The organism is Lamprocystis purpurea DSM 4197 (assembly GCF_000379525.1).
Classification (GTDB): domain Bacteria; phylum Pseudomonadota; class Gammaproteobacteria; order Chromatiales; family Chromatiaceae; genus Thiodictyon; species Thiodictyon purpureum.
Window position 1 is genome coordinate 52625 of the sequence record NZ_KB902397.1, and the last position, 22006, is coordinate 74630.

The following is a 22006-nucleotide window of genomic DNA, read 5'->3' on the forward strand; positions in this document are numbered from 1 at the left end:
AATTCGGCAATTGCTCACACAAAGGCACAAAGAACACAAAGAAAAACAAATCGCTGAAATCGTCGGGCCGATCACCGTACGGTTGATCTGCTGATCGAACCTATCGCGTTGACTCCCTTTGTGATCTTAGTGTCTTTGTGTGAGAACTGCTTTTTCTAGGATCATCGGTCCGATCGCAGATGCGGCTGCCAGTCACTGCGAAGCGCCGGGATGGCGCTTCTACGCGCACTGGCCGCTTCGCGGTGAGCGTAAGTACCTGACCGTGGACGACCTGAAGCGCATTGCCCCGCCGACTGCGCGCGCAACCGCGAACGGGTTAAGGGTCCTGTCGTTATTTCTGCTCCTCGTCTCGATATCCGCCGGGCAGTCGGCCGAGCTGGTCACTCAGCCACCGCAAGCCGACGCCGTGTCACCCGGCGCCGCCACCGCCCTGCCGTCCATCTGTGATAAGCCCATCCCGATCGCCGATGAACCCTCTGCACCGCTCGCTCGCCTGCGCTGTGTCCAGGACGCGGGAGGTCTGACGCGACTGGAGCTGTCCATTCCAGGGCGCGCAGCGCTGCCGCTGACCGGTGCCGCCGCCGACACCCGACCGAACGGCCACGTCAAACCGGAGCCCTGGTCGCTGTCGCTGCGCCGGCTGGCCGGCCCGCCGCCGCTGTACTGGCTGCGCTACCTGGATCGGGATGAGGGAGAGGACGGTACCGGTGGGGCCGGACACTGGCATGACCTGGTGTGGCGCGCGGACGCGGCGGCGCCGGTGCTGGTCGACGCTTGGACCCTGGCGAGCGACCGTTTCAGCCATGTCGACCTGCACGCGGACCAGGCCGAATCGCTGCGACTCGACTATCGTCCACCGACTCTGTGGGTGACCCGCCGCCGCGCCGATCGAACCGCCTGGGAGGTACCGGGGCTCGCGCCCTATCGGTGCGCCGAGGACTGCGCCGCGCATGGCGATCCACAGGACCGCGCGCTCGGCGCGCCGGCCTGCCGCCGGGACTGCGAGCTGGAGCACCGACTCACCGTCAATCGGGTGACGTCCCTGCAAAGCCAGGTCCAGCGCACCGAGGTCCCCACGGGCCTGGAGACCCCGGAAAGCACGGCTTGGGCCAAGCTCTATGAGCCGCTCGCGCGGCCCGGCAACAACCGTCCGGGCGGACGGGCGCTCCTGATCCTGGACGACGGCGCGGCCGGCTGGCTCCTGGTGCCGCTGCAAGTCCCCGACTTGAGTCCGGCCGGCGGTCTCGACCCCGCCGCACCGGGTCCCATTCCGGCACTGGCTTCCTGCTGGCTTTACAATCACCGCACGCGCCTGGCCGCCGATGCCGGACACCCCTACCCGCCGGCGTCGGCGGAACAGGTGCGCGCCGACCACGCGGCCCCGGCGGACTGCTGCACCGTCGAGTCCAGCCCGGACGGACGGCGCATCCTGGTCTTCGGGACGCCCGCGGTACCCCAGCCCGCAACCGAGCCTGTAACGCCTGTGACGCCTGCCACACCGCCGCGCCAACTGCTCGCCCTCTACGACGTCACCACGCGGCAGTGCTGGAGCGCCAACCTGGCGGTCGACGGCCAACTGGGCCGCGCGCCCTACGACGGACTCGGCGACCCCGTCTTCAGCCCCGACGGGCGTCACCTGGGCTATCGGGCCCGGCGCGGGGACGCGCGCTTCGTGGTTGTCGACGACCGCGAGGGGACGGTGTTCCAGCGTGTCGGCGCGCCGGTCTTCAGCACAGACGGGCGCCACAGCGCCTATTGGGCACGCGACCGGGGCCGCGAGTTCATCGTGTTCGACGGCACCCCGGGCCGAACCTGGACCGGCGCCGGGGCACCGGTATTCAGTCCGGCCGGCGGGCCGCCCGCCTACCGGGCGCAGGACGCCAAGGGCTGGCGGGCAGTCGTCGCCGACACCCCCGGTTCGCTGTACGACGACATCGGCTGGTTCAACGCCGATGCTACCGGACGCACCACCACCATCGCCGACTTGGTCTTCAGCGCCAAGGGCGAACTCGCCTACGCGGCGCGGACCGGCAACGACTGGTTCATGGTCCGCGACCACCGTCACGATCCCGCCTACGACCAGGTAGGGCTGCCGGTTTTCAGCCCCGACGGCACCCGGCTCGCCTTTCGCGCCCGGCGCAACGAGCGGGACTTCATCGTGCTCGATGGACGACCGGAACCCGAGTACGACCAGGTCGGCACCCCGGTGTTCAGCGCGAACGGGCGCCAACTCGCCTACTGGGCCGCCGATGCCGGGGCCGAATTCGTCGTCTGGGGCGGACGCCAGGGACCCAAGGTCGCCACACCGGGAAGCGTCGGAGCGCCGGTGTTTGCGGATGCCGGCGAGACCCCGGTCTACCTCGTGCGCGCGACACCGCAGACACCCGACGGAATCAACGCTGCACCGACGCGGCTCTGGTCCGGCGATCGGCCTCTGGCCGACCTGGAGGTCGGCTCAGGGGCGGTCCTCAACCGCGTCACCGGCGCCCCCGCCTGGTGGGACAGTCAGGGTGCCGATACCGAAGGAGTGCCCCCGGGTTGGCGCATCCTTAGCGAGACGGATGGCGACCCGCCAGGCGACGCGCCGGTCTGGAGCCCGGACGGCAACACGCTCGCCTTCGCGGCGAACCGGGACGGTCGGGCGCGGATGCAGATCGGCGCGACCGACGATGGTCCCTTTGACGCGGTGGCCGATCCGGTATTCAGCCCGACCGGCGACCGACTCGCGTACCGCGCCCGCCTGGGGGCGGTGTGGTTTCCGATCGTGGCGCCGCTGGCGGGCTCAGCGACCACCGCCGGGCCGCCCGCGACCGCACCCCTGGTCGCCAGGGCGCCCCGGCTCCTTCAGCATGCGGTGGCGATCGGCCAGGTCGTCGTGGACGATGTCTTAAGCGTGGGCATCCTCGGCGGCTCCGCCCGCGGCCGCTGGTATGGACCCGAGGCCTGGCTCGATGAGACCCGTGTGCCCACGGCCGAGTCGCGCTGCGCACCGCTCGGCCCGGACTGGATCGACCCGACCCTGCGCTGGCGTCTCTACGGCACCAAGGGTCCGCTCAGTACCTGCACCGGTGGCCAGGTCTCCAACTGTCCGGCCCAGGCCGCCGGCCCGAACTGGCTGAGCCTGACCCTGCCGGACTGCGACCTGAAGGAGTCCACCGTGGCCGTCGCGGGCGAGTGGAACGCTATGCCGCGGCGCCCGCGAAGGGTCACGGACAGCACCCGGTTCGAGCCGATGGTGCGGCGGGTGCTCGAGGGACACGAGACCCCGGTGTTGCCGGTGGGTGACGTCCGGGTGGACGCCATCGACCTCGACGGCGACCGCCGCGACGAGTACCTGATCCGGTCAACCGGCGGGACCGAATCACCCACCGGTGGCACTCAATACTCGATGCTGCTGCTGGCTCACTCGGACCGCGACCCGGCGCCCACCGTGCTCTGCGACTGGCAGGGGCCGCCCGATTTCGCCGATGACTGCACGCTGTCGCACTTCCTGGACCTCGATGGTGACGGGACCATCGAGATCGTCGTCTACGCCATCGGCTACGAGGGCTGGGAGATGCAGGTGTTCACGCTTCAGGACGGTAAACCCGTCAAGACACCCCTAAACTGGGGGGATGGGACATGACCCATCCGGGGCAATCGCACCAGGGTTCGCCGCGGAGGTCCGCCGACCTGTCGGCACCGCACCCGCCATCCTGGCCCGCCTTGGCGCTCGGCCTGCTTCTCACCCTGGGGGCCGCCAGCGCGGCCAAGGACACTCCCCCCGACCCCCGGATGGGGGTCTGGGCAGGCGCACTCGGCGACGTTCCGATCACCGTCTGCATCGAGGCCCAAGGCCACGGCCGCTACTACACCCACCGTGACCGGCTCTCCATCGATCTGTCGCCATCCGGCACCGGCGACGGCTACTACAAACTCGCGGACGACACCGGTACCGGCGAGCCATGGACATCGGTCACGGATCCTTGGGTGCTGGGCGATCCTGGCGGCGACATCCTGACCGGCGAGAGGCGCGGACCGGACAACGCGCCAACGGGGGACATCCACCTGCGGCGTCTGTCCTCACCATCGACACCCCAGACTGGCCGCCGTTGGACCGACCTCGGTTTCTGCGACACGGACCTGTTCACCGCCGGACTCTACCAGCCGCCGCGGGAGTCGGTCAGCGAAGCCTTCCGGTTCAACGACCACCGCTATCGGGTGCGCCGCGTGATCAGCGCCTACGGGACCCATCCGCTGCGCATCAGCCGCCCGGAACTGCTGGACGACGTAGCGACCGCAACGCACCGCAACAGGACCACGCCGCGCCCGTCGCCGTGCTGCGACGACGCGGCGGCCACCGCGCGCCTGAACGCGGTCCTGCTCGCGGCCCTGCCGACCACCGTCGCGGCGCTGCGCGATGACCTCTGGACGGCACGCCTGCGCCTGCTCGACGACTGGGGCGAGGGCAGCGCGCTGGAGGAATGGGCCGAGATCCGACTGTGGAATCGCCACTGGCTCAGCATCGTCGAGCACAGCGAGGTCCGCCGCGGGGGGGAGACCCTGGCGCGGCGCGTGGCGTACCGGACCTGGGCGCTCGCGGGCGGGGCCTTACTTGACCTGCGCGACTGGGTCGAGGACCCCGAGCAGATGGCAGCGCTGCTGCACAGCATGCGCGTGCGCGCCCTCCATCGCGCCGCCGCGGCGGGCGCGCGCGACGACTGCCTGCGGCGCCTGGAGGCGAACGACTACTGGCAGACCGGGCTCGCGCCCGACGGGCTGGTGTTCGCGACTGCCTTTACCGAACCCACGGACGACTGCGGAGCCGAGATCGTCATTCCCTACCTAGACCTGGCCCACCTGGTGTCCGAAGACGCGCGGGAGGCGCTGTGTACCGAGCTTGGGCGGGTCCCCGACACGACCGCGGGAGGTTGCCGATGACTGGTCCCGGCACCAAGCCGCTGCACGCCGCACTCCTGGCCTTGGTCATGTTGGCCTTAGGGCCGGTGGTGGGTAGCGCACTGCGCGCGGCCGACGGGGGTGTCCTCACCGGCATTTGGCGCGGCGCCCTGGGGGAGCGCGAGGTTGTCGTCTGTTTCGACGGTCCGGACCGCGACGGCGCCTTCTACGACCTGCGTCACCCGCGGCGGATCGCGCTGCACCCGCAACCGGATGGAACCTGGCAGGCGGTGGGCGGTGACGCGGAGCCTCATGACCCGGCGGTCGAGGAGGAAGACTGCGAGGGACCCTGCGAGGGCGTCCCAGAGGACCCGGACACCGGTACCTGGCACCTGGAGGCCCCCGCGCTGACACCCGAGGCTGAGCAGCTCACCGGCCACTGGACGGCCGCGGAGACCGGGCAGGCACTGCCGATCCGCCTGACCCGCGGGTACCTGATCGGCGACCCGGGCGCGGAGAACGCCCCCACCGGGCCGCCCTGCGACAACCTCGCATTCACCGCGCCCTTTTCCAAGTCGATTCGGGTGTTGACCGGCGAGCCACGGACCTTTGCCGGCCACCGCTACCGCACCCGCACCCTAACGATCGGCGACGGCTTGGAGATCTCCGGCATCGAGTTGCTGGAGCCGGGGCCGCACGCCGCGTCGATCAGCCGCAAGCTGCGGGGGCTGCCCGAGAGCGATGCCGAATCCGCCCTCGAACTCTTCGATTGCCGGCAACGCCTCTGGGCCGACATGCACGTGCGGGGCGAGATCGAGTTCTGGAGCGAACGCTGGCTCGGCACCGCGGAGGCGAGTTCGGTCGATTGCGGTGGTTCCCATCCAAACGAGGGGCGGACGCACCACACCTGGGACCTTGCGACCGGCGAGGATGTGGACTTCTGGGACTGGATCGCCGACCGGCCGCGGCTGCTGCGCCTGGTCCTGGCGCGGGCACTGAGTTCCCCTGATCTCTTAGCGGAAGCGGCCCGCAAGGACCCGAATGGAGACGACGAGGGCTGCGCCGCGACCCTGCAAGAGGACTGGGTCCCCTGGCAATCCCCCTACCTCGGCCTGCACGGCATGGTCTTCGCGACCGAGTTGCCGCATGCGGTGCAAGCCTGCGATCAGGACGTGGAAATCCCCTATCCCGAGTTGCTCGCCTTTGCGAATGCCGCCGGGCGCAGGGAGATCCTCGATATCCTCGCGACCCTGCCCATGCTGCCGCCGACGGCACCGATCCGCTCACCGGCAGGGACCCTGCCGTAAGCGGTCGCTGACGGGAGTGTCCGCTCCCCGTGAGCGATTCGCGTTCGCACCCATCCGCGCCTGCCGCCTCTATCGCAAAACGCGAATCACTCACCCCGCGCCGCCTTTCCCCACTAGCGCGCTTGGCAATCTGCAACGCAGTCGCGCGTCCCCACCCATCAGAGAAAGCGATTCGCTCCGGAGAATTAGCTTTACCATTTTGTTTTTTCATTAAAATTACGCTGGCATCGGATTTGCTTTAAGTCCAACAACAGACTCCAAACCAAACCGACTTGGAAAGCAGGCCCGACATGACAACCAACACGCTGACCCGCTTCGCTACCGCCCTCCTGCTGGTTGCCGCCTGCTCCAGTACATTCGCCGCCGCACAGTTGAAGGATGTCGTCTCACCCGATGCGGATTTCCAGTACAGCACCGAGCAGGATCTGTGGGTGCAGATCGCGGCTTATGATGTGGAAGGCGCCCCGGCCGACCAGCGCTCGGTTGAAATCCTGGAGGCACTGGACGCCGAGGGTCAGCAGACCCGCGTGCTCGACAAGGGGTTGACCGACGCGACCGGCAGCTTCGAGCGTAAGGTCCGGGTGCCTGCCGGCACCAGGCAACTGACAGTGCGCGTCGGCGTCTTTGGGATACCCAACTCCGTGACACTGAATCTGGACGACAGCGGCGCCTTCGTGCACACCTTCGAGTAAATCCGAGGCACTGACTGAGGGACAAGCGAACCCTCACCCGGCGTTCGCATTCAGGAGCCCGGCATCCCGGCCCGCACCCCATCTGGAGCCTCCCATGATCAAGCGATTCACCAAGCGCCCACGGCGCACCCTACTCGGCTCATCCATCGCGCTCTGCGGCGCTGCGCTCTCGATGACCGCCCAGGGTGCTGTTCAAGACCAGTACGCGTTCCTGTTCAGCGCGAAACCGGGCAAGAGTCTCGCCGAGACCTACCGACTCAACCACGACGCGGCCGGCATCCCGCTCGCGCTCGACCAGCATCAGCAGAACGTCGACGCCGCCCTCATGGCTCGCATCGCCGAGGCGCTGCCCGAGCGGCGGGATCTCCGCAACGAGCCCAGAAACCTGGTCAGCCAGGAAAACTCCGCGGTGGTACACCTGACCAAACCGGCAACCGTGACGGTGACCTTCCTCCACGAGGGGACAGACCGCCGCAACAGCTTTGGTTATTTCGCTTACCCGGAGGGCAGCCCGCCCAAGGACCAGTCGGAGGTCGAGCACGTCGTCATCCTGCCCAACGCGTCCTATGCCGACAGCGGCGGGAGCGCCGCGGGTATGCGCACGGGGCACCGCGTTGCGTTGGGCGAGTTCCCGGCCGGGACCCGCATCGGGTTTTTCATCATCTCCAACGGCTATGACGACAGCGTCGGCGTGAAGACCGAGAATGCCCATTTCTACAGTCTCAGCACCCTGAACCCGGAGTCGACCGGCAACCTGCGCCCCCACATGGTCCTGTTCAAAGACGGCTGGGATCAGCGTCTGGTGCTGGGGATGGAAGACACCAACCGCGACAAAGGCGGGAACAGCGATCATGACTTCAACGATCTGCTGTTCGCCGTGGAGTCCCATCAGGTCGCGGCGATCGACTCCGACGCGGTGGTCGAACTCAACCCGGCCCAGGGCAACGACCTGGACCAGGACGGCATCGCGGACAACCTGGACGATTACCCGGAAGACCCCCAACTGTCCACCCGCGTGACCTATCCCAACGATCAGGGCCGTGCCCAGTTGTCCTTCGAGGACCTGTGGCCGGTGGAAGGTGACTACGACCTGAACGACCTGGTCCTGGCCTACACCCTGGATGAAGGGCGGAATGCGGCCGGCGCGATCGGCGAGATCGAGGGCCACTTTCGGATCAAGGCGCGCGGCTCGGCCTACGCACACGGGTTCGGAATCAATTTCCCCGGATTGCCGGCGGACGCGCTCGCATCGGCCAGCGTCTGGGTGGATGACCAACCCGGCGTGCCGCTCGGCAGCGAGCCCGGTCAGACCAGCCTGACCCTGATCCTGGCCGCCGACACCAAGCAGATCGCCGGCAAGAACGCCGGCACCCGCACCTGCTACACGGCCAAGTTCAATGCCGACCGCAACTGCACCGAGGACCAGGGGCCGACCATCCACTTCAAGGCGCGCTTCAGTGCGCCCGTGACCCGCGCCGCGCTCGGATCGGCGCCTTACAACCCGTTCATCTATATCGTCGGCGACCGCCTGCGTGAGACTCATCTGCCGAATCATCCGCCGACCGCGAAGAACAAGCACTGGCTGTTCGGCTGGAGCAACGAGGGCAGCAGCCCCGCCATCGGCCGTTACTACAAGACCAAGGACCGTGGCTTGCCCTGGGCGGTCAATCTGCCCGATGAATGGCGGCAACCTTATGAGAAGCAGCAGGTGCACACCTGTTATCCTAGCTTTGTGGACTGGGTCAACAGCGGCGGTACCCAGGCACACGACTGGTACAAAACCCCGGTGGCGGGCTGTGTCTTCCCGGCTAAGTGACCAAACTTCATGATCAAACGACTCTCCAACACCCCCTGGCACCGCCCATTCTGTGCAGCCACCGCGCTCTGTTGCGCGGCACTGTCGCTGCCGGCGCATGGCATGGTCGGGAACCAGTACGAATTCCTGTTCAGCGTCAAACCAGGCCAGACCGTCGGCCAGACCTATCTGCTGAACCATGACAGCGCCGGGATCCCGCTCGACCTCGACCAAAACCTGGTCAGTGTCGATGCCGCGCTCATGAAGCGCATTGCCGACACCCTGCCGGAGCAGAAGGATATCCGCACCCAATCGCAGAACCTGATCGCCGATGACGACTCGGCAGTCGTGCAGTTGATCAAGCCGGCGGACGTCTGGCTGACCTTCCTGCACGAGGGTGCCGCCGCAAAGAACGTGTTCGGCTATTTCACCTACCCGGAGGGACAGCCACCCCAGAGCGCGGCCGCGATCGATCACATCATCATCCTGCCCAACGCCTCGTACTCAACCGCCGGCGGCAGCAAGCTGGGCATGAAAACCGGCCACCGCATCTATCTGGGACAGTTCCCGGCCGCCACCCGCATCGGATTCTTCGTCGTCGCCAATGGTTGGCACAGCACCTTGGGAGTCAATTCGGATACCCAACGCTATCCCGTGTTCTACAGCCTGAGCACGCTGAACCCGGAGGACACCGCGGAGCTTCGCAAGCATATGGTGCTGCTCAAGGACTCCTGGGGACAACGGCTGGTGTTGGGCATGGAAGACCTGCGGCGCAGCGGCGGAGACCATGACTTCAACGATGTCATGTTCGCGGTCGAGTCCAACCCGATCGACGCGATCAAGACTGAAGAAATCATCGAGTTGAATTATGTCCAGGGCAGCGATCTGGACAAAGACGGCATTCCGGACACCCTGGACGACTATCCGGAAGACCCACTGCTGACCACCCGCGTGACCTACCCCAACGACAAAGGCCGCGCCCAGTTGGCGTTCGAGGACCTGTGGCCGCTGGAGGGTGACTACGACTTGAACGATCTGGTGCTGGCCTACACCCTGGATGAGGGGCGAAACGCGGCGGGCGAGATCCGGGAGATCGAGGGGCACTTCCAGATCAAGGCGCGCGGCTCGGCCTATTCACAGGGGTTCGGGATCAACTTCCCCCAACTGAAGCCGGACACGCTCGAATCGGCCAGCGTTTGGGTCGATAACCAACCCGGTGTGCCGCTGGTCAGCGAGCCCGGTCAGACGACTTTGACCCTGATCCTGACCGAAGACACGAAAAAGATCGCCGGCAAGAATGCGACCACCCGCACCTGCTACACGACCAAGTTCAACGCCGATCGCAACTGTGCGGCCGACCTGGGGCCGACGATCCACTTCAAGGCGCGCTTCAAGCAGGCACTGACCCGTCAGGAACTCGGCTCAGCACCCTACAACCCCTTCATCTACATCGTCGGCGACCGGCTGCGTGAGACGCATCTGCCTAACCATCCGCCGACGGCGAAACACAAGAGCTGGCTCTTTGGCTGGAGCAACGAGGGCAGCGACCCCAAGGCCGGGCGTTACTACAAGACCAAGGACCGCGGCCTGCCCTGGGCGGTCAATCTGCCGGATGAATGGCAACAACCTTTGGAAAAGCAGCAGGTCCATTTCTGCTATCCTGGCTTTGTGGATTGGGTCAACACCAGTGGCGCCAAGGCGCTCGACTGGTACAAGACCCCGGTGGCGGACTGCGTCTTCCCGACCAAATGACCGCCCCGCGATCCATCTGAACTCTGAACGCTCGAAAAGAGCTTTAGGGCCGGCGCAAGCTGGCCCTGTTTTTTTTCACTGATCGATCTTGGTAGTATTCCCCGCCCGTCATCGAATCCAACATCACTGGAGCACTGTAGAGATGAGAATCCGCCCCCTGATCGGCGTTGCACTCCTGGCCGTCCCTTTTGGCATCCTGTCGGCCGCCGACGCCCTGAACCTCTCGGATGAGACCGCACGCATCAATTACAGCCTGGGCTATCAGATCGGCAGCGACTTCAAGCGCCAGGGCGTCGAGATGAGCACGCAGGCGATCGTCAAGGGCATCGAGGACGCCAACTCCGGCGCCGAACCCTTGATGCCGGCCCAGGACATGCGCACGACACTGATGGAGCTCAAACGCAAGATCGTCGCTGAACAGCAGGCAAAGGCCGCTGAACAGGAACAGAAGATGATCGAAGCGGGCAAGAAATTCATGGAGGAGAACGCCAAGCAGCCCGGCGTGGTCACGACCGCCAGCGGGCTCCAGTATCAGATCGTTGAAGCAGGCAAGGGCAAGACCCCGAGCCCAACCGATCAGGTGAGCGTGAACTACCGCGGAACCCTGGTCGACGGCAAGGAGTTCGACAGCTCTTATTCGCGCGGAGAGCCAACCTCCTTCCAGTTGAACGAGGTCGTCGAGGGCTGGACCGAGGGGCTGCAACTCATCAAAGAGGGCGGCAAGATCAAGCTCTTCGTCCCGCCGACGCTGGCCTACGGCGAACGCGGCCCCATGGCGAATCAGACCCTGATCTTCGACGTGGAATTGCTGTCGGTCGGGGCGGCGCCGGCGCCCGAGGAAGCACCCGCAGCGGCAGCGCCCGAAGAAGGCAAGTAACTTCGGCGTCCAACACGCTAACCGGATGGAGGGGCGGGTTTCAAACCCGCCCCTACCGTGTTCGGCCTTAGCGATTTCACCAACTTCAGTGGCGACGCGGTCTAGCCCTCGGTGATGGGCACGATGGTGATATCGACCCGACGATTCAGGCGGCGGCCGGCTTCCGTCTCGTTGCCGGCGATCGGCCGGAGCTTGCCGTAGCCCGATGAGGAGATGCGCGCCGGGACCACGCCCTGGCCTTCCAGATAGCGATCCACCGACCCGGCACGGCGCTCGGATAACAACTGGTTGTGCTCGATAGACCCCGTATTGTCCGTGTGGCCCGCGACCACCAGTTCCGTCTTGCCGTACTTGTTCACGATCGCCGCGATCCGGTCCATGGTGCTGTAGAAGGCGGGCTGAATCTGATCGGAATCCACCTCGAAGGCGGTCTCGCCGGTCATCCCCACCAACAACTCATCGTTGGGCAGTTTTTCGACGCGGATGGCGCCGGAGGCGATCTCGGCAGCCAGCGCTTTCTGGAAGTCCTTGCGCTGCTGCTCCATATAAGCCCCAGCCATACCGCCGAGCAAAGCCCCACCGACCGCCCCGATCAGGGCGCCGCGACCGGCATTGGCACCCTGCGAACCGATGATGGCGCCCAGCGCGGCACCGGTGGCGGTGCCAATGGCCGCCCCGGTTCCGGTTTCAGTCATCCCGGAGCCGTCCGCGGCACAACCGGTGATGAGCACACTGACGGTCGCCGCGGTGGCGACTCCTTTGGCAAAACGCTGTTTCATCGCGTACGACTCCAAGACCCTGAGGACGGTTGACCGGACTGGCGCGCCGACCATCGGCCGCGTCGGCGGACCGCCCAGCGCGCGCTGTGGGCGCGATGATAGCAGAGCGCGCCCCCGGCGTCGGGCCGGCCGGCGTCCGCGCAGCAATTCCAAATTTGGGTGGCCGCCGCCAACAGCGTGTCGGCAGCGAGGCCGATGGTGGATGCGCTGCGCTTATCCACCCTACGAAACCGGCTCCGTTGTAGGGTGGATAAGGCGCGCCGCTCGGTGTCGGGGACCCGGCACGGCGGTCGCGCGCGCCGCATCCACCAGAGGTCGCGTGGTGCCGCCCAAATTTGGAATTGCTGGCGTCCGCGGGTGTGATCGAAAATTACCCAAGAATAACACTGGGTCTTGTTTCTCAAAGATTGGACATTAGTTGGACATTCAGCAGAACGAATCATCGATTCAGGAGTCACCATGTTCAACCACCGATCGAGTCGGGACCCCCAACCCGCCAGCGGTAGCACCCGGCGCGACCCGGCACGCGGCAAAGAACCGGCGCCATGGCTGCTGATCCCGCGCCGGCCCGCGGCGAACCGCGGTCGCGGCGGCGCGTCGAGCAGCTCACCCCTGCGGCAGGAGCCCGACGATGTTTGATCTGGGCATCTACGGGACGGGGCTGGCCGTTGCGCTTGCCCTGGCCCTGGCCGGCTGGCTGGCGAGTATTCCGCTGAAGAACGCGAGCATCGCCGACAGCCTGTGGCCGGCATTTTTCATCCTGCTGGGGCTGACCTACGTGCTGGGCGCGCCCGCCGCCGGCGACCGCGCCTGGCTGGTGTTCGTGCTGGTCGCCCTGTGGGGGCTGCGACTCGGCGCCTTCATCACCCGGCGCAACTGGGGCGAACCGGAAGACCGCCGTTATCGCGCGATGCGTGCGGGCAATGATCCCGGCTTCTGGTGGAAGAGCCTCTATATCGTGTTTGGACTCCAAGGCCTGCTGGCCTGGGTGATCTCGCTGCCGCTGTTGGCCGCCGCCCTGGGTCAGACACCGCTCGGCGTCCTGGACGCTCTGGCGCTGCTCCTGTGGCTCTGCGGCTTCTTCTTCGAGAGTGTCGGCGACCAACAGTTGGCCCGCTTCAAAGCCCGACCGGAGAACGCCGGCAAGGTCATGGATCAGGGGCTGTGGCGCTACACCCGGCACCCGAATTATTTCGGCGAGGCGTGTATCTGGTGGGCCTTCTACCTGTTTGCCCTGGCCGCGGGTGGCTGGTGGTCGGTCATTGCACCCGTGCTCATGACCTGGCTGCTGTTACGCGTCTCAGGCGTCACCCTGCTCGAACAGGATATCGGCGAACGTCGACCCGCGTACCGGGACTACATCGCCAAGACCAACGCATTCATTCCCGGCCCGCCGCGACGGCCGACACTGCACAACCAGACCGGAGACCTCAAATGACTCAACACCTTGATCAGCAAACAGTACGCCCAGGTCGTGCGGGCCGCGTCGCGGCCCTGCTGGGCCTGACCCTAACCGCCGCCCTGACCGGTCCGGCTGCCGCCGTCACCGATTCCATGCGCTTTCGCGTCTACCTGGACAAGGAGCCGATCGGCGAGCACAGCTTCCAGGTCTCCCCCGACACGGACGGCAAGCAGGTGGTGAGCCGCGCCAATTTCGACGTGAAAGTGCTGGTGTTCAACGCCTACCGCTATCGTCACGAAAGCCGCGAGGCCTGGCGGGACGGCTGCCTGGAGCAGATTCGCTCCACCACGGACGACAACGGCAAGGCGTTCAAAGTCGAGGGTGAACAGGAGACGAACGGCCTGGCGCTGCGCGTCAACGGCGACAGCAAGCGCCTGCCGCAATGCGTCTCCACCTTCGCCTACTGGAACCGCGATTTCCTCAAGCAGCCACGGCTGCTGAACCCGCAGACCGGCGAACTGGTGAACGTCCGGGTCGAATCGCTTGGCACTGAAGAGCGGATGATGCAAGGCCGTAAGGTCGCGGCCGAGCGCTACCGACTGCGTGCCGAAAAGCTCGACATCAGCCTGTGGTACACCCCGGACGGTCGCTGGATCGCACTCGAGAGTGACACCGGCAAGGGCCGCACCATCCGGTATGAACGTATCTAGCACAAGGAGCCACCGACACTTATGAAACTGACCACCCGCCTGATCGCCCTGACCCTGCTGTTACTGACCGCCGGCGTCGGCGCCGAGGAAAAACCGATGGAGACTGTCCCCCAAGTCGATCTGCCCCGCTTCATGGGCGATTGGTATGTGATTGCCAACATTCCGACCTTCATCGAGAAAGGTGCCCATAACGCGGTTGAGTCCTACGCGCTCAACCCGGACGGCACCATCGCCACCACCTTCCGCTTCCACAAGGGCGCCTTCGACGGGCCGGAGAAGGTCTACCACCCGACCGGTTTCGTGGTGCCGAACACCGGCAACGCCCTGTGGGGAATGCAGTTCATCTGGCCCTTCAAGGCCGAGTACATGGTGATCCGGCTGGACCCCGAGTACAGCATCACCGTCATCGGCCGCACCGCGCGTGACTATGTCTGGGTCATGGCCCGCCAGCCGGAAATCCCGGAAGCCAAGCTCACCGAGATCATGGCGTTCCTCAAAGGGGTCGGCTACGACACCGCGCTGGTTCAGCGGGTGCCGCAGCGCTGGTAACCCTGGGTCGGACTTCAAGCCCGACCGGGCACCTGAGCCTTGGTCATCCTTGGCCTCCGACACTGGAGGTCGAGGCTTCAGGTGTTTGCCGGGAAATGATCTACCGACATGTAGGGGCGACTTTAGTCGCCCCTTCCTGGGGATCTTGCCGCATCCGCACAACAGACAGGAGGTCGAGCGTTCAGCCGAACGCGCCGCCACCCGCTAAAGCGTCGACCTCCAGTCGCGTGGCCCCGGTTACCGGAGTCGGAAATCGCCTAAGCGATTTTCGATAGTTTGGACACCGGTAAGTGCAGGTGCGACTGAAGTCGCACCGACATCCGAGACGATGGTGTCGTCTTGCGGCCGGAACGACGATCAAGACCCGCCTCCCGAACACAGCAGTTCCAAATTTGGGTGGCCACCCCCAACATCGTGCAGGCCGCGAGGCTGATGGTGGATGCGCTGCGCTTATCCACCCTACAAAACCTGCAATTTTGTAGGGTGGATAAGGCGCGCCGCACGCTGTTCGGGACTCGGCACGTCGGTCGTGCGCGCCGCATCCACCAGGGGTCGCGCGAGGTCGCCCAAATTTGGAATTGCTGTCCCGAACAAAGCGCCCTTGCACATGACCCATCGCATTGCGGTGTGCGCACCTGGCTCGGTATCCTGCCGCTACCCCGAGTTTTCAGTTTACCGACCCCATGACCCCTACCGCCTGGCTCAAGGCCCAGACTCCGCTGGCTGGACGCGCACTCCCCGTCGCCATCGTGCTCCAGGGCCTCAATGGCGCACTCCTTATCGCCCAGGCCTGGCTGTTGGCCCTGATCCTGAACGCCGTGACCTTCGCTCACGCCGGGCTCGCCGAGGTGCGCCCCTGGCTGTGGCAACTGCTGGCCTTGTTCGCCGCCCGCGCCCTCACCGCCTGGGGAGCGGAACGTTTCGCCGTCCGCGGCAGCGCCCGCATCAAGGTCGCGCTGCGCGACCGGGTCTATCGCCGTCTGCAAGCCCGCGGGCCCGCCTATCTGGCCGGAGAACGCAGCGGCGCCTTGGTCGAGACCCTGACCAAAGGGGTCGACGATCTGGACGCCTATTACGCGCGCTTCCTGCCGGCCCGCGCCCTGGCCATGACCCTGCCCTTCGCCATCCTGCTGCTGGTCTGGCCGCTCGACTGGGTATCCGGCCTGGTGTTGCTGGTCACGGCGCCCCTGATCCCGCTCTTCATGACTCTGATCGGACGCAATGCCGAACGACTGAACCAGCGTCAATGGAAGGAACTGGCGCGCATGGGCGCGCGCTTCCTGGACAGCATCCAGGGGCTCACGACACTCAAGCTGTTCGGCGCGAGCCGGCGCCAGGGCACTGAACTCGCGGCCGTCTCCGAGGCCTATCGGGTGGGCACCATGCGGGTGCTGCGCGTGGCCTTCCTGTCCTCGGCGGTGCTGGAGTTCTTCGCCACCATCAGCATCGCGGTGGTCGCCGTGCTGATCGGTTTTCGGCTCTACGGCTTCGAGGTGCCGCTGCCGGCCTGGATCAGCCTGCCGCGAATCGATTTCCAGACCGGCTTCTTCGTCCTGCTCCTGGCACCCGAGTTCTTCCTGCCGCTGCGCAGCCTGGGCACCCACTACCACGGGCGGATGGAGGCGACGGCCGCCGCCGAGCGGCTGATCGAGGTCCTGGGCCCGGAGCCTCAAACAGCGTCGACCGACGCGACGGCCGCGCCCGCCGGCCCCCGGACCGCGCCCGGCCCGGTCACCCTCCGCTTCACGGACGTCCATTTCAGCTACAGCGAAGGGCGTGAGGCACTGTGCGGTCTGAGCCTTGAGATCCAACCCGGCGAGCGCCTGGCCCTGGTCGGCACCAGCGGTGCCGGCAAGACCACCCTGGTGCAGTTGCTGCTGGGCTTCCTGACTCCGACCGCCGGCACCCTGACCGTCAACGGCCGCGACCTGCGCACCCTGGACCTGGACGACTGGCACCGGCACCTCGCCTGGGTGCCGCAGCAGCCCCGGCTCTTCCAGGGAACCATCGGCGCCAATATCCGGCTCGGCATCCCACCGGATGATTCCCGCACCCACCCGGACGCCGTGCGCACCGCCGCCCTGCTCGCCCGCGCCGCGGGTTTCATCGAGTCCCTGCCGGCCGGCTATGAGACGCCGGTCGGCGAACGCGGCGCCGGACTCTCCGGCGGCCAAATCCAGCGCATCGCGCTGGCCCGCGCCTTCCTGCGCGATGCCCCCCTGGTGATCCTGGACGAGGCCACCGCCAACCTGGACCCCGAGAGCGAACGGCTGGTCCAGGAAGGCATCGATGAACTGGCGCGCGGACGCACCCTGATTGCCATCGCCCATCGGCTGGATACGGTGCGCAAGGCCGACCGCATCCTGGTCCTGGATCAGGGTCGGATGGTGGAGTCCGGAGACCACACAACCCTGCTGGCGCAGGACGGCGCCTATCGGCGCCTGCTGCACGCCTATGCCGGCCAGGGTCGGCTCGGGGGTGCCGCATGAAGGACGTGATCCGTCTGCTGCGGCTGTTCAAACCCTATCGCCACTGGATGCTGCTGGGCGCGTTGGCGGCCCTGGTGACACTGATCGCCAACGTCGTGCTGCTGGCGGTGTCCGGGTGGTTCATCACCGCCATGGCCGTGGCGGGATCGGCCGGGGTCGCGATGAACTATTTCACGCCCGCCGCCCTGATCCGCGGCGGGTCCATCCTGCGCACCGTCGGGCGCTACGCGGAGCGTCTGATCACCCATGAGGCGACCCTGCGGCTGCTCGCCCAACTCAGGGTCTGGTTCTACAGCCACCTCGAACCCCTGGCGCCGGCCGTGCTCCAGCGCTACCACAGCGGCGACCTGCAAAGCCGCATCCGCGCCGACGTGGACGCACTCGACACACTCTATGTCCGGGTGCTGGTGCCGGTCCTGGTCGCGACCGTGGGCGCCTGTCTGCTGCTCGGGTTCCTGCTGCTCTATGACTGGCGCATCGCCGTCGTCAGCCTGGGCTTCCTGCTGCTCGCCGGGGTCGCCGTGCCGCTGTGGAGCCGCGCCCTGGGTCAGGCCCCCGGCGAGCGCATCGCCCGAACCGAGGCCGAACTGCGCACCGCCTGCATCGACGGACTCCAGGGCCTGGGCGAACTCCAGGTCTACGGGGCCGCGGCGGCCCAGGCGCGGCACATCGACGCCCTGAGCCGGACCCTGGCGACTGAACAAGTCCGGCTGGCGGGCTATTCCGGCATCAACCAGGGCGCGGTCGGACTCTGCGCCAACTTGAGCCTCTGGACCCTGCTCTGGCTCGCCATCCCGCTGGTGGCTGACGGCCGCCTGGCCCCGCCCCAGCTCGCCATGCTCGCGCTCTTCACCCTGGCCAGTTTCGAGGCGGTCGCGCCCCTGCCGCTGGCCTTCCAGCAGCTCGGACGCACCCTGGCCGCCGCTCGGCGTCTGTTCGCCATCGTCGACGCGCGGCCGGCGGTCGAAGAACCGGCGGGACCCTCGCCCCGCCCGGACCGCTTCGATATCCGCATCGCAGACCTGGGCTTCAGTTACCCCGGCGCCGCCGCCCCCGCCCTGGATGGCCTGAGCCTGGACGTCCCCCAAGGCGGACGGGTGGCCATCGTCGGCGCCAGTGGCTCGGGCAAGACCACGCTGTTCAACCTGCTGCTGCGCTTCTGGACCCCGGACCGCGGGACCATCCATCTGGGCGGCCACGACCTGGCACAGTACCGCGGCGACGATCTGCGCCGTTACGTCACCCTGGTCAGTCAGCACACGCATCTGTTTGATCTCAGCATCCGCGACAACCTGCTGATCGCCGCCCCGGACGCCTCACCCGCCCGCCTGGAACAAGCCTGCCGGGTCGCCCAAATCCACGACTTCATCACCACCCTGCCCGAGGGCTACGACACCTGGGCGGGCGAAACCGGCGTCCGGCTCTCCGGCGGCCAGGCCAGGCGCATCGCCATCGCCCGCGCCCTGCTGCGCGACGCCCCCGTCCTCCTGCTCGACGAACCCACCGAGGGTCTGGACGGCGAAACCGAACAAGCGTTGATGGAATCACTGGACCGCCTGATGGTCGGGCGCACCGTCATCCTCATCACCCACCGGCCCGTGGGTCTGGACTGGGCGGATCAGGTGCTGGTGATGGATCAGGGGCGGGTGTTGGCGCGGGGGGATGCGTCGGTGATTGCGGGGGCGACGGGGGCGGAGTTGTTGGGTGGGGGGGATTGAAGAGTTCGGAGTTGGGAGTTCGGAGTTCGGAGTTCGGACCTTGGTCGTCAACCCGGACGGCCGGAGATCGATGCGGCGGTTGGTCCGCACGGATCACGGTTCTGCCGAAGGGTCCGCTGCGCGGACCGGCGACCGCGCAGATCGCGATGTAGGTGCGACTTCAGTCGCACCGACACTGACCGGTATCCAAATTGTCGGAAATCACCTACGCCCACCGGTTCCGGATACGCGATGACCAGGGGCGTACCCTGCTCGACCACGGCGGCATCCGGCTGCTGGAACTTGGCAAGTTCGCCGCCGGGCCGGGGCAGACCGAGCGGGTCGACACCGAGTTGACGCGATGGCTGAAATTCTTCACCGAAGGCGAGCGACTCGTCGAGGACGCCCTGCCCGAGTGGATGCAAAAGAGATGCGACAAGCCATGAGTACCCTGAAGGGCTTCTCCGAAAAAGAGCGCGAGTACCACGCGTATCAGGCGCGCCAGAATGACCTGCGCCAACAATCCAGCATCCAGCGCCGCCTTGATGAACTGGAGGCGGCGGCCATCCGGGCGCAAGCGGAGAAGGAGCAGGCGCGCGCCGCGGAAGAACAGGCGCGGGCGGGAGAAAACGCCGCGCTGCAACGCGAAGCAGACGCCCGGAGCGAAATCGAACGGCTCAGGCGTCTGTTGAAGGGCGTGCCGGGCGCCGACGACGCGGGATAAACGCGCCGCACGGCCTATCGCCGACTGTGCGATAACGCCGGGTTGATGACCAAGGCCGCGTGACGCACAACGCCCGACCTACCAGGTGTCGACCGGACTCTTCACCGGCACCACCCCCGGCCGATTGAGCACATGGGTGTAGATAACGATGATCAAGGCCCTCAGCGCAATGGAAGATAGAGGGCCGTGCGCAACTCCCTGGGGCTGGCGACATCGGCCGGATCGTTCTCGTAGACTTCCAGCATGGGGCGGTGTTTGTCGAGTTTGAGTTTGAGCATGCGGGCATGGGCGATGGCGGCATACCAGGCGAGTTCCAGGAAGTCATAGCTGCCGGTGAGGGTCACCCGGTAGTGCCGGCCGCCGCTGAAGTCCTTGCGGTCGAAGGGGCCGGGGTCGATTCCGGCAGGTGCCGGTAACACGATGTCGCAGCGGAAGGTTTTTTTCTTGATGTCGACCTTGTGGTAGGCGCTGAAGGGCGGACCACTGGGCGCGACGCCGAGCGACGCGAGATGGGCGGCGAGCCTGGGAAAGCCGTCTTCCATGGCCCGTATCATCGCGTCCATGCCGCCGCTGAAAGGGATGACCAGCGCGCTGTGCGGCTCCAGGGTCGTCTCGCCTTCGAAGCACAACTCGGGTCCGCCAGCGTCCGGATCGATGCAACCGCGCAGCCGCGCCAGACCAAGTTCGTAGTCCTTCCCGATCATCTCGCGGACCATGGGGATCATGGGGCGCAGCAGGAAGGGCATGCGGCCGCGCAGGCACCAAGCGACCTCGGTCCCGCCGTCCGCCTCGGTGAATTCCCACCAGACCTCCGAGCCTGACTTGAAGGGCCGCTGGATCTCCAGCCGCTGCTCGATGCGTCCCGGCTCATCGAAGCGGACATGGGTCAGCCGGCCGGCGCCGATCGTGCGGCCATCCCAGGTGTAGTAGCCGTCCGGCTGATCTGCCGCGGCACTGAAGTGACGCTTGGCCTCCGGCTCGTGGAGCAGCCAGGGGCTCCAGTCGCTCCAACTGGGGAACTCTCGCACCCGGTCGAAGACGGTCCGGCGGTCGGTGCGCATGAACAGGCTGCGCCGGACCTCGTAGTCCCTCGGCAGTCGGCTGAGGTACAGGAGCGCAGCGGCGAGTACAATGGCGAGGATGAGCAGAAAGGCTGGCATGAACGTTCTCCGTAGGGGCTGGGTGTTCTGGGACCGAACCAGGACGAGAATGCGACCAACATAGGGACCGACAAGGAACTCACTACGATGCTGCGATTACTACAAAGCGCGTGCGCCGCGATGCTTCTCGCTCTCGGCGGATGTGCCTCAACCACCACGGTACAGCTCAATCCTGCGCCCCAAGCGCCAGTCTGTGGAAAATCGGCGAAAGCTGTTGTCTTTTGGACGACACGGTGGCGAGCGGATCAGAAAGATGTTCCGGCGAGAGAGGCCGCGGCAGCCGATGGAATCAACCTGTTCTTCAAGAAATCGGGATGCTTCAAGTCCGTTTCAATACAGCGCCTTCACCAAGATTCGATGGAGACCATTCACACAGCGGCCGCTGAGGCGACGACGGACCAGGCGAAAGTCGTGCTGATCGCGATACGAGAGCTTGGCCCGACAGTCAGGATTGGAGGCTCACCGGCACTGGTCGAAGGCGGAACCGAAGTGGTTCTCGATATTTCGGAGTACGAAGCCGCCAAGGCAGCGCCAAGAAAATTCACTGTTGCGTGGCGAAATGGCGGACCCGGTGTGCTCAAAGGCGTGGCGTCCCTGCCACAAGACATGCAGGCAGCGCTCGCGGCAGGGCTTCAGCCATCCGCGCGATGACGCCTGACGAGAAGCATGTACTGCAATTTGCTTGGGGAGCAATGATGAGAAGAGCATTGATACTAATAGGGTTAGTGAACTTTTCAGCCCTTGCTGCAGCCCCTGCTGTTGCCGATGATGAGATGGCATTACAGCGGTGTGTCTGGATGTGCCTGGCTAACTCTAAGGGGAATTCCGATCCCGCCTACAGTGCCTGCGTTGAGAAATATTGCGCCGAAGAGTCGTCCGATGCGACAGCCGGAACTGGCAGAAAAGACACCAAGAAAAATAAAAAGGAAAAAGAGGAATAACGGGCTAAGCGCGATTGCTTCCGATCAAACGCTCGGTCAGCCAACTCATGCGGTCCATGACGGATCAGCCATTCACGTTATTTGTTTCTGTGCGATAAGGTCCTGCCTCCGCCGCCGATCCGGATTTGACCCCTCGCATTGGTCATGGTTCCGGCCAGCCGAGGCGCCGACCGACTGGAGTCCAAGGCTTCAGCCTTGGATCGGCAGACCAAGGCTGAAGCCTTGGACTCCAAACGCGCATCGCTGGTGAGAAC

The 22006-nt window shown here is 66.1% G+C and carries 19 protein-coding genes; 17 read left to right on the plus strand and 2 right to left on the minus strand.

Features of this window, described 5'->3' with window-relative positions:
* Positions 1-262 precede the first annotated feature (262 nt).
* The 7 genes from A39O_RS0105475 to A39O_RS0105505 all read left to right on the plus strand — a co-directional run bounded on the left by A39O_RS0105475 (position 263) and on the right by A39O_RS0105505 (position 11301).
* Positions 263-3625, plus strand: a complete 3363-nt coding sequence (locus A39O_RS0105475; RefSeq protein WP_020503691.1) for a TolB-like translocation protein — start codon at positions 263-265, stop codon at positions 3623-3625.
* On the plus strand, positions 3622-4920 hold the full coding sequence (locus A39O_RS0105480) for a hypothetical protein (protein WP_157639679.1): 1299 nt from the start codon (positions 3622-3624) through the stop codon (positions 4918-4920). The genes A39O_RS0105475 and A39O_RS0105480 overlap by 4 nt, the downstream gene beginning before the upstream one ends.
* On the plus strand, positions 4917-6185 hold the full coding sequence (locus A39O_RS0105485) for a hypothetical protein (protein ID WP_020503693.1): 1269 nt from the start codon (positions 4917-4919) through the stop codon (positions 6183-6185). Before A39O_RS0105480 ends, A39O_RS0105485 begins: the two co-directional genes overlap by 4 nt.
* A gap of 290 nt (positions 6186-6475) precedes the next feature.
* Positions 6476-6877, plus strand: a complete 402-nt coding sequence (locus tag A39O_RS0105490; RefSeq protein WP_020503694.1) for a hypothetical protein — start codon at positions 6476-6478, stop codon at positions 6875-6877.
* A gap of 94 nt (positions 6878-6971) precedes the next feature.
* Positions 6972-8693, plus strand: coding sequence for an LruC domain-containing protein (locus A39O_RS0105495; RefSeq protein WP_020503695.1), 1722 nt, complete (start codon positions 6972-6974; stop codon positions 8691-8693).
* 9 nt (positions 8694-8702) lie between these two features.
* Entirely contained in the window at positions 8703-10424 is a 1722-nt protein-coding gene (locus A39O_RS0105500) for an LruC domain-containing protein (protein WP_020503696.1), read from the plus strand.
* A 142-nt stretch (positions 10425-10566) separates the two neighbouring features.
* Positions 10567-11301 (plus strand): FKBP-type peptidyl-prolyl cis-trans isomerase, encoded by a 735-nt coding sequence (locus A39O_RS0105505; RefSeq protein WP_020503697.1) that lies wholly within the window; start codon positions 10567-10569, stop codon positions 11299-11301.
* 101 nt (positions 11302-11402) lie between these two features.
* Here A39O_RS0105505 and A39O_RS0105510 read toward each other — a convergent pair whose 3' ends face one another.
* Complete coding sequence (locus A39O_RS0105510) at positions 11403-12080, minus strand: OmpA family protein (RefSeq protein WP_020503698.1); 678 nt, start codon at positions 12078-12080, stop codon at positions 11403-11405.
* 459 nt (positions 12081-12539) lie between these two features.
* On the opposite strand from A39O_RS0105510, the gene A39O_RS0105515 reads away from it, so the two are divergent.
* From A39O_RS0105515 to A39O_RS42560, 8 genes are all read left to right on the plus strand, one after another.
* The gene (locus A39O_RS0105515; protein WP_020503699.1) at positions 12540-12719 is read left to right on the plus strand and encodes a hypothetical protein; all 180 of its coding nucleotides are present in this window, start codon (positions 12540-12542) and stop codon (positions 12717-12719) included.
* Entirely contained in the window at positions 12712-13518 is an 807-nt protein-coding gene (locus A39O_RS32130; protein WP_020503700.1) for a DUF1295 domain-containing protein, read from the plus strand. The genes A39O_RS0105515 and A39O_RS32130 overlap by 8 nt, the downstream gene beginning before the upstream one ends.
* Positions 13515-14192, plus strand: a complete 678-nt coding sequence (locus tag A39O_RS0105525; protein WP_020503701.1) for a DUF6134 family protein — start codon at positions 13515-13517, stop codon at positions 14190-14192. Before A39O_RS32130 ends, A39O_RS0105525 begins: the two co-directional genes overlap by 4 nt.
* Before the next feature lie 21 nt (positions 14193-14213).
* Entirely contained in the window at positions 14214-14741 is a 528-nt protein-coding gene (locus tag A39O_RS0105530; protein WP_020503702.1) for a lipocalin family protein, read from the plus strand.
* Positions 14742-15424: 683 nt separating this feature from the next.
* Positions 15425-17230 (plus strand): thiol reductant ABC exporter subunit CydD, encoded by a 1806-nt coding sequence (cydD, locus tag A39O_RS0105535; protein ID WP_020503703.1) that lies wholly within the window; start codon positions 15425-15427, stop codon positions 17228-17230.
* Positions 17227-18948 (plus strand): thiol reductant ABC exporter subunit CydC, encoded by a 1722-nt coding sequence (gene cydC, locus A39O_RS0105540; RefSeq protein ID WP_020503704.1) that lies wholly within the window; start codon positions 17227-17229, stop codon positions 18946-18948. Before cydD ends, cydC begins: the two co-directional genes overlap by 4 nt.
* 191 nt (positions 18949-19139) lie before the next feature.
* A complete protein-coding gene (locus A39O_RS42555) occupies positions 19140-19373 on the plus strand; it encodes a hypothetical protein (protein ID WP_020503705.1) in 234 nt (77 codons plus the stop codon).
* A complete protein-coding gene (locus tag A39O_RS42560) occupies positions 19370-19651 on the plus strand; it encodes a hypothetical protein (RefSeq protein ID WP_020503706.1) in 282 nt (93 codons plus the stop codon). The genes A39O_RS42555 and A39O_RS42560 overlap by 4 nt, the downstream gene beginning before the upstream one ends.
* A 161-nt stretch (positions 19652-19812) precedes the next feature.
* Here the strand turns inward: A39O_RS42560 and A39O_RS0105550 are convergent, their stop codons facing one another.
* On the minus strand, positions 19813-20811 hold the full coding sequence (locus A39O_RS0105550) for an SRPBCC family protein (protein ID WP_020503707.1): 999 nt from the start codon (positions 20809-20811) through the stop codon (positions 19813-19815).
* An 87-nt stretch (positions 20812-20898) separates the two neighbouring features.
* Between A39O_RS0105550 and A39O_RS40420 the strand changes: the two genes are divergently transcribed.
* Positions 20899-21462: a hypothetical protein gene (locus tag A39O_RS40420; RefSeq protein WP_157639681.1), complete on the plus strand. Its 564-nt coding sequence runs from the start codon at positions 20899-20901 to the stop codon at positions 21460-21462.
* A complete protein-coding gene (locus A39O_RS40425; protein WP_157639683.1) occupies positions 21459-21752 on the plus strand; it encodes a hypothetical protein in 294 nt (97 codons plus the stop codon). Before A39O_RS40420 ends, A39O_RS40425 begins: the two co-directional genes overlap by 4 nt.
* The last annotated feature ends 254 nt before the right edge of the window (positions 21753-22006 follow it).

Coding starts and splice junctions, on each gene's coding strand:
- A39O_RS0105480 (WP_157639679.1), top strand. CDS start 3,622: ATGACCCATCCGGGGCAATCGCACCAGGGTTCGCCGCGGAGGTCCGCC.
- A39O_RS0105485 (WP_020503693.1), top strand. CDS start 4,917: ATGACTGGTCCCGGCACCAAGCCGCTGCACGCCGCACTCCTGGCCTTG.
- A39O_RS0105490 (WP_020503694.1), top strand. CDS start 6,476: ATGACAACCAACACGCTGACCCGCTTCGCTACCGCCCTCCTGCTGGTT.
- A39O_RS0105495 (WP_020503695.1), top strand. CDS start 6,972: ATGATCAAGCGATTCACCAAGCGCCCACGGCGCACCCTACTCGGCTCA.
- A39O_RS0105500 (WP_020503696.1), top strand. CDS start 8,703: ATGATCAAACGACTCTCCAACACCCCCTGGCACCGCCCATTCTGTGCA.
- A39O_RS0105505 (WP_020503697.1), top strand. CDS start 10,567: ATGAGAATCCGCCCCCTGATCGGCGTTGCACTCCTGGCCGTCCCTTTT.
- A39O_RS0105510 (WP_020503698.1), bottom strand. CDS start 12,080: ATGAAACAGCGTTTTGCCAAAGGAGTCGCCACCGCGGCGACCGTCAGT.
- A39O_RS0105515 (WP_020503699.1), top strand. CDS start 12,540: ATGTTCAACCACCGATCGAGTCGGGACCCCCAACCCGCCAGCGGTAGC.
- A39O_RS32130 (WP_020503700.1), top strand. CDS start 12,712: ATGTTTGATCTGGGCATCTACGGGACGGGGCTGGCCGTTGCGCTTGCC.
- A39O_RS0105525 (WP_020503701.1), top strand. CDS start 13,515: ATGACTCAACACCTTGATCAGCAAACAGTACGCCCAGGTCGTGCGGGC.
- A39O_RS0105530 (WP_020503702.1), top strand. CDS start 14,214: ATGAAACTGACCACCCGCCTGATCGCCCTGACCCTGCTGTTACTGACC.
- cydD (WP_020503703.1), top strand. CDS start 15,425: ATGACCCCTACCGCCTGGCTCAAGGCCCAGACTCCGCTGGCTGGACGC.
- cydC (WP_020503704.1), top strand. CDS start 17,227: ATGAAGGACGTGATCCGTCTGCTGCGGCTGTTCAAACCCTATCGCCAC.
- A39O_RS42560 (WP_020503706.1), top strand. CDS start 19,370: ATGAGTACCCTGAAGGGCTTCTCCGAAAAAGAGCGCGAGTACCACGCG.
- A39O_RS0105550 (WP_020503707.1), bottom strand. CDS start 20,811: ATGCCAGCCTTTCTGCTCATCCTCGCCATTGTACTCGCCGCTGCGCTC.
- A39O_RS40420 (WP_157639681.1), top strand. CDS start 20,899: ATGCTGCGATTACTACAAAGCGCGTGCGCCGCGATGCTTCTCGCTCTC.
- A39O_RS40425 (WP_157639683.1), top strand. CDS start 21,459: ATGACGCCTGACGAGAAGCATGTACTGCAATTTGCTTGGGGAGCAATG.